Below are 14,159 nucleotides of genomic sequence, written 5' to 3'. Positions count from 1 at the left end.
CTTCCTTGCTCGGTGAGACGCCGCTGCCTCAGCCCGCCATCTTTTGCTAGATCTCGTGCATAGCCGCAGGGGCGGTACCACAGATGATAGAGGAGTTTTCCAGGGAGACTCATCAGTAGGAAAATGGCACTGGATCAGGGAGAAATTGCATTACTGCGAAATCTAACATCGGTTTAGCGTGTTCGGGCTGCAAAGTGCCCTACCAATCCGCGCCAGCGAATATAGTTAGCTGGCCCTTGCCACGCCCGGCAGCGCAACCATGTGCGAGCGAGCCTCAATGGCAGCGTCCAACGCGAGATTGGCGGCCAAGGACAGGCATCGTGTCGTCGCAGTGCTTGTATGAATCCGAAACTACAACCATAGTTAAGCCGCGCTAAATAGTGTGGATCCAATCGCGACTCCGGGATCAAGTGTGTAAGTCTTAGCGAAGGAAAATAACCGACTTGCCAACCGGCTTTCAGTGCGATAAGAACAATTTCATTGTCCCCTCCCGAGCTTAGTTGGTTCCCCTTTCGGTCGCTAAGTGTGTCGTCAGTGGAATCAAGAAATGTAAGCCACGCTTCCCATGCCGCCCGTCGCAAAACCATTCCAGCCCCGACAGGAGCAAAATAAGGCCAGATCAGATTCCCTGTGTCATCTTGTGCTTTGGGGGACGAGAGTAGTGGCTCCTCTCCATGATCCCAACAGGCAAGGAGTTGCAAGAAATCAGTACTCCAGTGAGGGGGCGGGGACTCAAACTCTGGGCCGATCCGCCCGCCTGCTATGCCTATATTCGGATGTATGTCGATTAAGTTTATGGCTTGCTTTAGATAGTCAGATGCGAGCAGGTTATCATCATCAACAAATATAGCAATCTCGCCTCGTGCGGCTCGTAGCCCACAGGCTCGCGCTAAAGCCAGCCCTGGTTTAGGCTCTTCAATTACCCACAGATTATCTGGGACTGATTCTTGGAAAAAAACGCTATTGGGAAATTGGGTAGAGGCATTATTAACAATTATTGTTTCCCATTGATTAGTTGGTAGGGTTTGGGCTTGTAGTGCTGCAAGGACTTGTCTCAGGCGTTTTGCACAAGGGTTATAGGTAGGAATAATAACGGAAACTCGAATCGGCATGGAGCTCAAATTCTTAGTGCATGAGAACTCTTGCTCCCATTATGGAGTTGGTTTGTCGGAGCATACCAGTCCTCTGTATGTCCCCACTTTTCCGCGCCATCGGATGTAGTTTTCTGGGGCTTTCCAACCTTGAGTATAAATCCAAGATTTTACGACTCTAATAGGCAACGTCCATAGGGGGATAAGCGGCCAAGGGCAGGCATCATGTCGCCGCAATGCTCTTATAAACCCTAATCTACATTCATAGTTTAGTTTGGCTAAGTACGTGGGGGCTAAGCGAAATGAAGGAACGTAGTTGGTGAGGCTTAGTTCTGGAGAGTAGGCAACTTCCCATCCAGATTCCATCATCGTCAAGATTGCATCGTTATCTCCTCCAGAGGAAAGTGCCCCTTGGCAGCGATCAGGCATTACTGGGTGTAGGTCCAAGTGTGTTAACCATGCTTCCCAAGTCGGGCGCCGTACAACCAGTCCAGCAGTTAGGGGCGCGAAATAAGGATATTGTTTTGTGCTAGATCCGAGAGGGCAAAGCCCATTTGAGACCAGAAAAGTATCACCATGATCCCATGACCCTAAGATCCCGTAGAATTCCTCTATCCACCGTGGTGGCTCCTGTGAGAACTCTAAGTTTATTCGGCCTCCGAGGGCTCCCACACTAGGGTTTGCCGCCAGAAGCGCGACTGCTCTTAGAAGATAGTTATGAGACAGAATATTATCATCATCAACCAAGATCGAAATGTCCCCCTTTGCGGCTTTGAGCCCCCGCTGTCGTGCATAAGTTGCGCCTGGTTGGGGCTCGTATATAATAGATAAGTTGTCTATTTCTTTATTCAAAAAAAGACATTCTTCAGGCCATCGGGTGGATGCATTGTTGACGATGATTAACTCCCACTTTTTAGGTGAAAAACTTTGGCTCTTTAAGCTATTTAACACCCGAGAGAGAACTTTGGGGCTGGGGTTATAGCTTGGGATAACGACACTGACTAGTGGCTTCATGCTCTACTGGGGTTGGGTTCGTGCTTTCCCTGACTTCAGATTCGCGGACATCTTCCGAGTAATTGCATCCAGTCTCCGCCTATATCCATAGAGCCTGCCATTTCTGTGGAGAAGTTAGAGGGGCGTGTGCGTTTTCCGGGGAAGTAAAACTCACAGGCAGATGCCCAGTGGTCATCACTGCCTTGACTATCGTGGCCCAGCCATGCATTGACTCTGTAACTCCCCGGAGCCAGGGGGGGGGATTTTAAGCAGACACGTAATATGCCGTTTTGCATGGGCTTGGGGTTTCGGATTGGGTCTGCATTGGTGTCTGAGCCGAGAATTGGGTGTCCAAGCTCATTAAGGATCGTTATTCCTCCGTAAGGTTTTTTGAGAAGATATGGGGACTCGAAGCTTATCGAAATTATAATTTCACCTTGTTTTATTGCCTCATCATCAACTCGAATATCGATGATCCTCGGGGTATGGAGACGCTTGGATGGGCTTCTGGGGCGTGGGGCTTGCATGCTAAATGTTTTTAACACATCAGGCGTTTCTCCATTAGCCGAAATTTGCCCGTGGTCTAGAAGGATTGAGCGTGGACAAAGTTGCCGTACATAGCCGAGGTTATGGCTTACAAAAAGAACTGTACGCCCCTGCCCGCGAGAGACATCCTGCATTTTCCCAAGGCATTTTTGCTGAAACTGTATGTCACCAACAGCGAGGACTTCGTCAATTATCAAAATCTCCGGTTCGAGGTGGGCAGCGACAGCAAAGGCCAATCGCACATACATACCGCTGCTGTAGCGCTTTACAGGGGTATCAAGAAACTTTTCGACCTCAGCAAAAGCGACGATTTCATCAAACTTCTGCCGAATTTCAAAACGAGTCATTCCGAGAATCGACCCGTTCAGGTAGATGTTTTCACGTCCGGTGAGCTCGGGGTGAAAGCCAGTTCCTACCTCAAGGAGGGACGCAACGCGACCTCGCAAGGCAATCCGTCCTCGAGTGGGCTCTGTAATTCGAGAAAGGCATTTGAGCAGTGTAGACTTTCCTGCTCCATTGCGACCGATGATGCCAACCACTTCGCCTTGATTTATAGAAAAACTAACATCTTGAAGTGCCCAAAAGTCCTCCTTTTCGGTACGCTTTCCCCATCGAAGTCGGCGCCAAAGTTGATGTGCATTTTGTTGTAGAGTATCGCGTAGCGTGGCAGCCCGCCTTGACTCGTGCTGAATAATGTAGCGTTTGCTCAGGCCAGAAACTTCGATAATAGGTGCACTCATGGAGTTATATTATATCTGCAAATTGACGCTCCACACGGCGGAAATACCAGAGTCCTGAGAATAACAGGATTGCAGTTGTAATAAGCGAAAGCCAAAGGCCGGGTAAGTAGAGCTGCGTATGTCCACCGAGGAGGCTCCAACGTACCCCATCGACGAGTCCGGCGAGTGGGTTCAGTGCCAGCAAGTTTTGCCATTTGGGCAAGATATCTGTCCGGAATCCTACTGGGGTGATGAAAACGCCAATCTGAACTAAAAAGGGGGTGATGAATTTAAAGTCACGGAAGCGTACGGTGAGCGCCGCAATCCATAGCCCCGTGCCGAGGGAGATTAAAAGCCCTAGCAAAACAAACAGCGGTAGCAGTGCGAGTTGCCATCCCAGGCCCGGCCCGAGCCATAGGATAATCGGAAAAGCGAGAGCGAGGGTAATGCCAAAATCCACAAGTGCAACACCGAGTGCCGCCATGGGAACAACCAGGCGTGGGAAATATACCTTACTTATCAAGTTAGTATTATTTACCAGGCTTTGTCCGGCTCCTGTGAATGCAGTTGCAAAAAATTGCCAAGCAAGTGTCCCACAAATTACGATCAAAGGGTAGGGGACACCCCCATCCGGCATGCCCGCGAGCTTTCCAAAAACAAAGGTTAACAGTGCAACCTGGATAACCGGCTGGATAACGGCCCAAGCGATACCAAGCGCGGCCTGCTTATAGCGCACCATGATGTCACGCCAAGCCAGGAAGCCCAACAGCTCACGGTAGCGCCACAGGTCAAGGTAGTAATGTTTTTCACTCTTGCCGGCTTCGATAATCAGCTCGTGCTGATTACTGACGGGCTTGGTGGATTCGGATAACGCACTCAATGAGATAAATTATGGATTAATAATTTAATTGGCCCCTGTCACGGAATCAGCTCCGCGAGCCTATCCCTGAATCGCTCGTAAGAAAACTGCTGTGCATGCTTACGGATGATCTCAGGATCACGCGGATGGCGTAGAATTTCAATGATTGCCTCTGCCAATTCAGATATATTGCCGTACTCAACGGCGAGCCCCGTATCGGGAACTGCGACCACTTCGGGCGCTCCGCCTGCGTTGGCGCATATACACGGCTTTCCATATGCCATTGCTTCCAGGTAGACCAAGCCGAAGCCCTCCTTGCGACTGGGAAGTGCGAACAACGTACATGCTTCATACTCTCGCATTAGCTCTTCATCCGTAAGTCTTCCTACGAATGAGACGAATCGGTCTACTCCTAGACTTCTGGCAATTGCTTGCAGGTACGGAAGCGCATCACCTGTGCCAACGATGCGTAACTGCGCATCAGGGTACTCTCGGCTAACCTGAGGCATGGCCTCAATAAGCTTATCGAATCCCTTATAAAGATCATCCAGCTTGAGCCGGCCTACACTCAAGATGATTGGGTTGCTTGGTGGGCTTTGTGTTATGCGAGCTGAGCGTCGACTACTTTCAGTACTAAGCACGCTTCCTAATCTGGGGTCTAGCGCGTTGGAGACGACTTCGAGCCGTGCTGGCTTGAGAGCACTATAGAAGCGGAGCATTTGTTTTCTTGTGTATTGGCTAACACAGAAGATTTTATCAGCTCCACGCAAAGACCATCGCTCTATAGTAGTGTATTTTCGCCACACATCAATACCATGTGCAATTAAATAATACCGCAGCTTTGGGCTAATGATCTGAGCCAGCCTGGCTATGACAAGTTGGTGAATATGTCCGCATATGACCAAGTCCGCATGACGTGCCAGGCGTAGTGCCTGCACCGTGAAGCGTAGCTTGTCGTGATTAAATCCGTTATAACTTGCCAAGCGGTTGTTTGAGTAAGCACTTAGCGAGTCAGGAGGGGAGGGGGAATCATTTAATGCGAGCGAGTATACGTGTTCGTTGTCTCGGCAGCTTTCGCATAGAGACTTGAGATAAAGGCGCATAAGCCTTTCGATTCCACCTTCTTGGGCGAAGATTGCTGGAGCCAGGAGGACAATGTTCATATTTGATCTTTTACGTACCTATGCCCTGTATCTGGACTTTAAATCAAATCTTGCTCCGTCACTTTTGACGTGGAGGCTGATCGGTTTCGTGAGCGTGCTTTGTTTGCAGCGTTAGGAATTTAATAATCAATTTAGCTGATGGTGACAATCGGTTAGTTGAGATGGTACGCCTAACAGGCTTTAAAGAAGGAATCCACATATATCCCCCTGTTCCAGCACTGCGTGTAAAAGTACCAAGAGGAAGCAGTAGCGTTTCTTTGAGGGAGCGGCTTGTTTTTTGCGTTGGCAAAATGTAATCAGCATGGCCAGTGACCAAATCCTGGACCAGCCTCTTGAGTCACTGCCCTGTATGAAGTTTTGCCAGAGCCTCTGTGTCGGCGCTACCTCAAGCCAAGGGCAATCTTTTAGTGTTTTCTGGGAAAAGCAGTCTTCCATGAAAGGCTTCAATATTCCTTGCATCCAGAGAGAGAAGGGAAGGGTGAAGCCTTGTTTTTTACGCTTGAGAATAGTCTCCGGGATCAAGTCTCGAGTTGCCTGGGCGAGCCCCCACTTAGTGCTGTCACTTCTGTACTTCAGTTTTGTTGGCTGCTGCCAGACCCACTCGACGAGTGGCAGGTCCAGTAGCGGGACACGTAGCTCAAGCGAGTTGGCCATACTAAAGGTGTCGCTATCTCTCAATAATATATCGCTTGCATAAGTGCGGAGCTCCCATGCGCTGATAATTTGAAAATCATCCGCTCCAGTGAGCTCTTGCGGCAGATGATCTACAAGTGGATGTAGCGGGCCAAGGCGTTTTGCGTGACGCAATGCTTCAGGGCAGAGTAATTCCTTTCTGGCATCTTCTGTTATTGATCGACGGCGGAGGGCCGCCAACTCGTGAATATCAATTGCATTTTCCAGCCAGTCTCCCAAGAGTCGAGCTCTCGTATTCTCTCTCGCTTTTAGTCTACTGATAATTAAATTGCGTAGCTTGCTGGGCAGTATCTGCCAATAGGGAAGCAGACGGCTGAGCCGGGGCAACTCTTTGAAGGAGGGGTAGCCTCCAAAGAGTTCATCGCCGCCGAGGCCTGAAACAGAAACAGTAACTCCGCCTTGTTTTGCGGCCAGACTTGCATAGTAAGTATTTACTCCGTCTCCTCCGGGCTGGTCATAACAGTTCAGTATTTTGGGTAAATCTTCGACCAATCGCTTTCCTGTGAGCCGGAGCTCGTGGTGTTCTGTCCCGAAAGCTTTGGCGGTAATTTGCGCGGCACTTTCCTCCGAAAAACCGGTTTCATCAAATACAACGGAGAAAGTCTTTAACTGCTGCGTAGTGTTGACGTGTCTCAGGAGTCCTACGCATGCTGTGGAGTCCAGCCCGCCTGAGAGAAATGCGCCTAGCGGAACATCGCTTCTGGTATAGAGTTGTGCAACCTCTTCCAAACGTGACCGCAACTCTATGCGGAAGTCTTCATCGGAGGGGGCCTTTTCACCATTTTTTTCGGAATCTATTTGGGGGAACGTCCACCATGTGCCGGTTTGTATTTGACCGGTCGGGTCACAGCTTAGCCAGGACCCTGGCCGAAGAGCAAGACAGCCTGTGTAAATAGTCCGCGGGGCGGGGATCGCCGACCATGAGAGATATTCTCCAATCGCTGCGGGATCAATCTCGCAAGGTAGCTGCCCGCTGGCATTCAGGGCGCGTAGCTCAGATGCAAAGAGTAAGCCTCCCTTTGGATGTCGTGCATAATATAGCGGCTTTACTCCCATCGCATCTCGCGCTGCGAAAAGCATGCGCTCATGTGCATCCCACACCGCAAAGGCAAACATCCCACGTATCTTATACAGGCAGCTCTTTTGCCATTGGATATAAGCTGCCAACAGTACCTCTGTATCGCAGTCGGTGTGAAAAGTATGGCCTAGTGCTGATAGTTCACGCTTCAGCTCCAGGTGGTTATATATCGCACCATTAAAAACGAGGATATAGCGCCCATCCGGACTTGGCATGGGTTGTTTGCCCCGTTTCGGATCAAAAATGGCCAGACGGCGCATCCCGAGTGCAGCTCCCGCCCTGCTTTCCAAGCCGATATCGTCAGGCCCCCGGTGAAGCATGGCTGCACACATGCGCTCAACAGTTTGGCCGAGCTCTTCGGGGCTCACTGCCGAGCTAACAAAACCGGCTATACCGCACATCTTTTTGATGAGTAAATGCTTTCTTCCATCTGACCGAGCTTCGCCCCGTCGCTTCCGTTGTGGAAGTTGCGTTGTTTGGTGAAGTTATCTGTCATGAGCCATCCCCTATGCCGCCAAGGGGGGCGGGAGTTACGGATCCTCCGCGTCCGAAGCCGAGCCAGGCAATAGCATTTAGCCATCCGTCATCAGTCTGCCTAGTCCCGTTTGGGGCCGTTTAGTTCCCTTTGTCGGGCATTTGGTGGATTTCGCCCGCAATTCGTTGGGCGCCATCGGTTCCCACGATCAGTTCGGCCAGTGTGAGCCCAAATTGCAGTGCGGTGCCTGCACCGCGCGAGGTGACGAGGTTGCCGTCTACGACGACGGCTTCGTCTGGCAGGGTATTGGGCAGCTCCTCGACGACTGAGCCGTGCGCGGTGTAGCGTCGCCCTTCCAAAATCCCCGCCTCCAAGAGGACCAATGGCGCCGCGCAAATCGCCGCCACGAGCCGCCCTGCCGCATGCTGTTGGTTCACTGTCTTAATCACCTCGGTACTCTCGCGCAGTGTTTTTACCCCGGGGCCGCCGGGGAGGAGCAGGCAGTCGTAGCCGCCCGGCTCGCGCGAGAGCGCGTCACCCAGGCTGCATTCGCCTTGCAGCGCGATGCCGCAGCGGCCTGTGACCGTGCGGGTGTCGCCGAGTGTGGCGATGGTCACTTCGACTCCCGCTCGGCGGAGCAGGTCGATCGGCGTGACCGCTTCGATTTCTTCAAAACCGTCGACGAGGATTGCGAGGACTTTGGGCATGGCTCGTACTTGGAGCGGAATGCCCACGGATACGCAGCCTTTTTTTACCGGTAAACAGCTCCTCATCTTCGGCTGCGGTTACCTTGGAACTTTGATCGCGCGCCAAGCCCTCGCCCGCCGGATGCGAGTGATCGCACTCACGCGCAACCCGCAGAAAGCCGCCGTGCTGCGGGCGGAGGGCATTGAGGCAATCGTCGCCGATCTCGCTACACCAGATTGGCATGAGCTCGTGCCCCGCGAGATGGACTACGTGCTCAACTGCGTGAGCTCGGGGGCGGCGGGCACAGGTGCCAACAGCAGCGGCCCGCATCGCAGCAGCAACGGTGGGCCGCTGGCTGAGCCCAATGCTGATCCACTTGCGCGGCTCCGGCGCAGCTACCTCGCTGGTATGCAGTCTCTGGTCGAATGGACGGCGCAGTCGCCGCGCATCGGCACTTGTGTCTATACGAGCAGCACGGGCGTTTATCCGCAGGGGGACGGTGCCCGGGTTGACGAAGACTCGCCGCTCGCGACGCCCGCGCACGACTCCCGCAGCGGGATTCTCTCTGCGACGGAAAGCGCGCTGCGAAAAAACTGTGTGGCCCAGCGTTGGTTTATCTTGCGGCTCGCGGGGCTCTACGGCCCGGGGCGCACGCATCTCCTCGACCAAGTGCGCGACGGTGCGGCCGCGCTCCCCGGTTCGGGTGAGCCCCACCTCAACCTCACCCACGTCGAGGACGCAGCGGCGGCAGTTTGGGCGGCCTTTGCCGCACCCGCTGCGTTTGCGAATCGCGCGTACAACGTCGCCGACGATTTCCCCGCGCCGAAAGCCGAAGTCGTCGCCTGGCTCGCTGCCCAACTCGGCCAACCAGCCCCGCGCTTTGATCCCGCCCGCGCCACGCTTCGCCGCCGCGTTGTGCCCGATCGCGTGATCCTCAACCACCGCCTCAAGCGCGAGCTCGGTTGGCAGCCGCGCTACCCGAGCTATCGCGAAGGCTACGCGAGTTTGTTATCGCGCTAGCGGGTCGCGCCCTTCAAATCCGCCGCTTTTCGCCCGCGCTTCCATCGCGCCGTTTTTCTCAACCCTTTTCCCTAAACTCACATGGCCGGACTCGGAAAACTCCTCAAGCAAGCCCAGAAAATGCAGCGCGGCGTCGAAGCCCTGCAAAGCCAGCTCGACGCACACGAAATCCAGGTCGCCAGCGGCGGCGGTGCGGTGCAGGTCAAGATCAACGGAAACGGCCGCTTCCTCTCGCTCACGCTCGACCCCGAGTTGCTCAAGGAAGAGCCGGGCTTCGTTTCCGAGACGATCCTCACCGCGATCCAAGATGCCGCCAAGCAGGCCAAGGAGTACAACGAGGCCGAGATGCAAAAAATCACTTCCGGCTTCTCCATGCCCGGCATGCTCTAGCCCGCGAGTGCAGCTACTCCGCGTCTCCTCCCTCTCAACCCGAGCCTCCAGTCCCCCCGGCGTTCCGCCACTACGCATCTGCCTGCATGACGCCTGCCTTTGAGCATCTGCAAAAATGCCTCAAGCAACTGCCCGGCCTCGGCTATCGCTCGGCGGAGCGGATCGCGCTGCACCTCCTCGTTGAGAAAACGGAACGCCTGCCCGCACTCGTTAATGCGCTTCAGGAAGCGGCCCGCTCCGTGCGGCGCTGCGGGCGCTGCGGCAACCTCGCCGAAGACGAGCTGTGCCCCATCTGCGCGGATCCCACGCGCGACCACGGCCTCGTCTGCGTTGTGGAGCAGGTTCCCGACCTCGTCGCGATTGAGCGCAGCGGTGCCTATCGCGGCGTTTACCACGTTCTCCACGGCAAGCTCTCGCCGATCCAGGGCATCGGCCCCCGGGACCTGAACCTCGCGCCCCTGATCGCGCGCCTCGCTGGCGGCGAAATTCGCGAACTCATCCTCGCGCTCTCCGGCGATGTCGAAGGCGAAGCCACCTGCCACTACCTCACGGAGCACCTCGCTTCTGGAAGCGCGGCCACGCCCGTCACGGTCACGCGCATCGGCTTCGGGTTGCCCAGCGGGGGCGGCGTTCTCTACGCCGATTCTGTCACGCTAAAAAGCGCTCTCGAAGGCCGCCGCGACTATTTGTAACCGTTCCGGCTGCCCGACTTGCGCTGATCGAGTTGCTCCCCCGGCCTCGCAGCGCGGCGATGCGCCACGAGAGGCGAGGGAGGCTGTGTCAATCTACCCGCTGGTATTCCAGGAGTACGCTACTGCGTGTTTCGGCGATTGTAAGAGCAATCTCTTTGAGCTCGGCTCCACTAACTTGGACGGCGCGAGTCGCGCGGTAGTTGTTCCACTTGGTAAGCCGATAGGTGACTTTGGCATCGATATACTCGGGGCGTAGCGTGACAGAGTCCGACTCCGCTTCCGGGCCGCGCAAGGCCACGATGATCCCGCTGGAGTCAGAATGACGATGGTGCTGGAAGGCCATCCAAGCTTCTTTCTCCAAAGAAGGGGCGATCAGGCCAATCCGCTCCTCGGCGATTAGGGGACGAAGGCGTTTGTTCTCGGCCACCGCAGCGAGGGCATCGGCGTACTCGGGATCATGCTCGTCCGTTGGTAGCGGACGGTAGGCTATGAAGCCCGTCAGGAGCGTGCTGCGGGTGGCGTAGGCATCAAAGGTTCTGATCGGGCCTCCATGATAGGGGATCCAGTGCCCAAGCCCCCAGCAGTGAAGCTGGTTGATCAAATCTGCTTTGGGGATATCCCTCCTGCCGCCCGCATCACCGGCGTCGCTACGAAACAGAGGCACCGAGCGGCGCATGGTCTCCAAATCGATCCTGCGCCCTCCTGCCGCGCAATTGTCGATCACGATATCGGGATGTGCGGCCAAGATTCGATCCCATAACGCATAGAGCCCTTCGATATACCGGATCTCCGTGATCCCTACCCGATCAGGAGGATCTTCAGCATACCACGCATCAAGAGGGATCGTATTGAAGTCTTGTCGATAGAAGTCCGCATTAAATTCGGTGATTAGAGAGGAGATCGTGGTAAAGGCCAGATCGACCGCGCGCGGATTGCCCAAATCCAAAATCAGCCCTTTATACCATGGTCCTCCATCTTGGCGAGTGAAGGTGAGGAACAGGTCGGGGTGAGAGCGTGCCCATTCGGTATGCGGATACGCTCGCTCGGGCTCCATCCAGAAGATGAACTTCATCCCCCGTTCGTGCGCACGGTCACTGATGGGGCGCAGCCCTCGCGGGAAATCAACGTGTCGAGCATTCCAGTTGCCCACTTCAGTGGGCCAGTAGGGCTCATTGCCGTACCAGTTGGCATCAATCCAATGCATCTCAAAACCCAGTGCCGCCGCGCGTTCCAGCGCGGCGATTTCCATCCCTTCGCTTGCCACTCGCGAGCGGTGGTACTGATACATCGTCCCGTGTGCTGTAAGGGCAGGGCTCTTCCCATCGGGGGTTTTCGGCACCACGTGGTTTGTTAGGTGGGCACGCACCAAGCGGCGGGCTTGGTCAGCCGTTTTGCCGGGAGCCTGTGCGAGCAAGATCGAAGGTAGCCTCACCGACTCCCACGGACGCAGTACGAAACCGACCTGCGGCAACCCGATCTCAATCTGCAGGTGCCCATCAGCGTGTTTAAGCGTGGCATCCCACCGGCCGCTCCAACCAATGCCGACGGCGAGGGAATCATGCCGGTCGGTCAAGGCGAAGAAGGGGAAGATCCCATCCGATGACTTCCCCCTTTCTGGCATCAGCTCAACCACGTCAATATCGAGCTCCGTACGATCAGCAAAGTCCTCAATCCTTGATTGTGAGCCGTTATTTCCATAGAAATCCACCGGCCCGCGTGTCGGCCACGAGGCTGCGAGTGAGCGCACCTCGGTCACTCGCCCTGAGGGTGTAGCGCTATTATTTACCAGCGTGGGGATCCACTCTTTCACGGCTCCAATCGTTCGCCATTGGGCACGGATTTGCAGAGTTGGCATCGAAGCCGACTGGAAGATTCGGACCGTCCACGACGCATCCGGATGAGCCTCCTCTCCGATGGCTACAAAGTCGTCGAGCGTCTTGTCGCCGACCACCAGCCGCCCGGGCCAGCGATCGTCAGGAAGATTGGATAGGGACGACGCGCTAACCGATGTGCCGGCTAGCGCGGCCAGCGCACCGGCGAACATAGCGGCCTTTCGGATAAAAGCGCGGCGGGGGCGCGCCGAGATCGGCTCAGCTGCTTGCTGAGCCGGGGCAACATTTGTGAGCTGTGCGGGTGTTTTCATTGGGGAGCGGGGTTGGCTTTTTACAGGCTAAGAAGCTGGCGGGATGAAGCCCTCAACCGGCTGGGAGAGCAAACCGAATTGGCGCGTTTGGTAAAAGGTGCGCCAAAGGCCAAACACTCAGCTTGTATCAGAGTGCGAAAGTACGCATGGTGGCGCCACCTCCATCGGGGCCAAGGCCTTCCCCAGTTATACCTCAAACAACAAACGAGAATTATGAAACAGCCTGTTTTGGCACTCTTCCTCGCGGCATTTTTCGCCCACTGCGGCAGCTTGGCCCATGCGCAGCAGTACGAGCAGCTCTTCGACGGCCAGACGCTCAATGGCTGGAAGACGGCCGGGGGCACCGCCAAGTTCACCGTGGAAGACGGCTGCATCGTGGGCCACATGGCCATGAATACGCCCAACACTTTTTTGATAACGGAAAAGCACTACGGGGATTTCGTGCTGGAGCTGGATGTGAAGCTTGAGGGGGCGAACAGCAATTCCGGCGTCCAGATTCGCAGCTATCAAACCGCCGGAGGTCAGGTGCGCGGCAAACAGGTGGAGGTGGAGCCTACGCGGCGGGCTTGGACGGGTGGCATCTACGACGAGGGCGGGCGGGGATGGCTCTATCCGCTCGACCTGAACGAGGCGGCCAGGTCGGCCTACAAGCCGGGCGAGTTTAACCGGATCAAGGTCGAGGCCATTGGCCCGAATGTGAAAACCTGGGTAAATGGCGTGCCGGCTTCTTACGTGGTAGACCCCATAGGCCGCGAGGGCCTCATCGGCCTGCAAGTGCACAGTATCGGCACCGAGGTGCTGGTCGGCAAGAAGGTCTACTTCAAGAACATCCGCATCCAGACCAAGCGCCTGCGGCCCGAGCCCTTTCCTGAGGAAGTCCACATCGTCAACCTCGAGCCAAACAGTCTGGCCAAGGACGAAAAGGCCAAGGGAGTCCGCCTGCTGTTTGACGGTCGCACACTGCGCGGGTGGAAAAGCGTGCGCACGGGCGCCCTGCCGAAGAAGGGCTGGAGGGTGGAAAATGGTGTCATCACGGTGGAAAAGTCAGACGGGGGCGAGTCCACCAACGGTGGGGACATCGTCACCGTGGGGCAGTACGCCGCGTTTGACCTCTGGCTCGAATTCAAGCTCACGCCCGGGGCCAATAGCGGCATCAAGTACTTCGTAACGCTGAAGGAACAAACCGCGGGCTCGGCCATCGGGCTCGAATACCAACTGCTGGATGACGCCGAGCACCCCGACGCCAAAATGGGCCGCGATGGCAACCGCACCCTTGCCTCGCTCTACGACCTCATCCCCGCCGACAAGACGAACTGGAGGGCTCGGCGCCCCATCGGCGAGTGGAATACCGCGCGCATCCGCGTCACGCCCGACAACAAGGTCACACACTGGCTAAACGGCATCAAAGTGCTGGAGTACACGCGCGGCGACCAGCGTTACAAGGACCTCGTCGCCTTGAGCAAATACGCCGTCTGGGAAAACTTTGGCATGGCCGAGCGCGGGCACATCCTCCTGCAAGATCACGGCGACGAAGTCTCCTTCCGGAATATCAAGATCCGCAAACTGAAGTAGCAGGCCCCAAGGGCTCATGCCTGCGGTTGCGGCGTTGA

Annotated in this window: 12 protein-coding genes; 4 read left to right on the top strand and 8 right to left on the bottom strand. The window is 55.6% G+C overall.

Translation table 11 applies throughout. From position 1 onward, the window contains the following. Positions 1 to 173: 173 nt before the first annotated feature. The 7 genes from AXK11_RS10410 to AXK11_RS03960 form a co-directional block, all read right to left on the bottom strand. The gene (locus AXK11_RS10410; protein WP_082780863.1) at positions 174 to 1,112 is read right to left on the bottom strand and encodes a glycosyltransferase; all 939 of its coding nucleotides are present in this window, start codon (positions 1,110 to 1,112) and stop codon (positions 174 to 176) included. 39 nt (positions 1,113 to 1,151) lie between these two features. Next, positions 1,152 to 2,105: a glycosyltransferase gene (locus tag AXK11_RS10405; protein WP_082780862.1), complete on the bottom strand. Its 954-nt coding sequence runs from the start codon at positions 2,103 to 2,105 to the stop codon at positions 1,152 to 1,154. A gap of 35 nt (positions 2,106 to 2,140) precedes the next feature. Then, complete coding sequence (locus tag AXK11_RS09350) at positions 2,141 to 3,370, bottom strand: ABC transporter ATP-binding protein (RefSeq protein WP_082780861.1); 1,230 nt, start codon at positions 3,368 to 3,370, stop codon at positions 2,141 to 2,143. 4 nt (positions 3,371 to 3,374) lie between these two features. Further along, positions 3,375 to 4,229, bottom strand: a complete 855-nt coding sequence (locus tag AXK11_RS03975) for an ABC transporter permease (protein WP_068629545.1) — start codon at positions 4,227 to 4,229, stop codon at positions 3,375 to 3,377. A gap of 38 nt (positions 4,230 to 4,267) precedes the next feature. Then, positions 4,268 to 5,371 carry a glycosyltransferase family 4 protein gene (locus AXK11_RS09345; RefSeq protein ID WP_082780860.1) on the bottom strand — a complete coding sequence of 368 codons (1,104 nt, stop codon included), beginning with the start codon at positions 5,369 to 5,371 and terminating at the stop codon, positions 4,268 to 4,270. 180 nt (positions 5,372 to 5,551) lie between these two features. Continuing rightward, positions 5,552 to 7,543 carry an asparagine synthase (glutamine-hydrolyzing) gene (gene asnB / locus AXK11_RS09340; protein WP_082780859.1) on the bottom strand — a complete coding sequence of 664 codons (1,992 nt, stop codon included), beginning with the start codon at positions 7,541 to 7,543 and terminating at the stop codon, positions 5,552 to 5,554. A 214-nt stretch (positions 7,544 to 7,757) separates the two neighbouring features. Further along, entirely contained in the window at positions 7,758 to 8,324 is a 567-nt protein-coding gene (locus AXK11_RS03960; RefSeq protein ID WP_068629539.1) for a DJ-1 family glyoxalase III, read from the bottom strand. A gap of 19 nt (positions 8,325 to 8,343) precedes the next feature. Between AXK11_RS03960 and AXK11_RS03955 the strand changes: the two genes are divergently transcribed. The 3 genes from AXK11_RS03955 (at position 8,344) to recR (ending at position 10,406) form a co-directional block, all read left to right on the top strand. After that, entirely contained in the window at positions 8,344 to 9,324 is a 981-nt protein-coding gene (locus AXK11_RS03955) for an NAD-dependent epimerase/dehydratase family protein (protein WP_068629537.1), read from the top strand. An 81-nt stretch (positions 9,325 to 9,405) separates the two neighbouring features. Continuing rightward, positions 9,406 to 9,714 (top strand): YbaB/EbfC family nucleoid-associated protein, encoded by a 309-nt coding sequence (locus AXK11_RS03950; RefSeq protein ID WP_068629535.1) that lies wholly within the window; start codon positions 9,406 to 9,408, stop codon positions 9,712 to 9,714. 86 nt (positions 9,715 to 9,800) lie between these two features. Then, on the top strand, positions 9,801 to 10,406 hold the full coding sequence (gene recR, locus AXK11_RS03945) for a recombination mediator RecR (RefSeq protein WP_068629533.1): 606 nt from the start codon (positions 9,801 to 9,803) through the stop codon (positions 10,404 to 10,406). 88 nt (positions 10,407 to 10,494) lie between these two features. Here the strand turns inward: recR and AXK11_RS03940 are convergent, their stop codons facing one another. Continuing rightward, positions 10,495 to 12,549 carry a glycoside hydrolase family 36 protein gene (locus tag AXK11_RS03940; protein ID WP_068629531.1) on the bottom strand — a complete coding sequence of 685 codons (2,055 nt, stop codon included), beginning with the start codon at positions 12,547 to 12,549 and terminating at the stop codon, positions 10,495 to 10,497. Positions 12,550 to 12,762: 213 nt separating this feature from the next. Here AXK11_RS03940 and AXK11_RS03935 point away from each other — a divergent pair, with 213 nt between their 5' ends. Then, entirely contained in the window at positions 12,763 to 14,121 is a 1,359-nt protein-coding gene (locus AXK11_RS03935) for a 3-keto-disaccharide hydrolase (RefSeq protein WP_068629529.1), read from the top strand. The last annotated feature ends 38 nt before the right edge of the window (positions 14,122 to 14,159 follow it).

Origin of the sequence: Cephaloticoccus primus, assembly GCF_001580015.1 — a bacterium.
Taxonomy (GTDB): domain Bacteria; phylum Verrucomicrobiota; class Verrucomicrobiia; order Opitutales; family Opitutaceae; genus Cephaloticoccus; species Cephaloticoccus primus.
The sequence above is the reverse complement of the archived record's forward strand: the minus strand, read 5'-3'. Positions and strand labels throughout refer to the sequence as shown.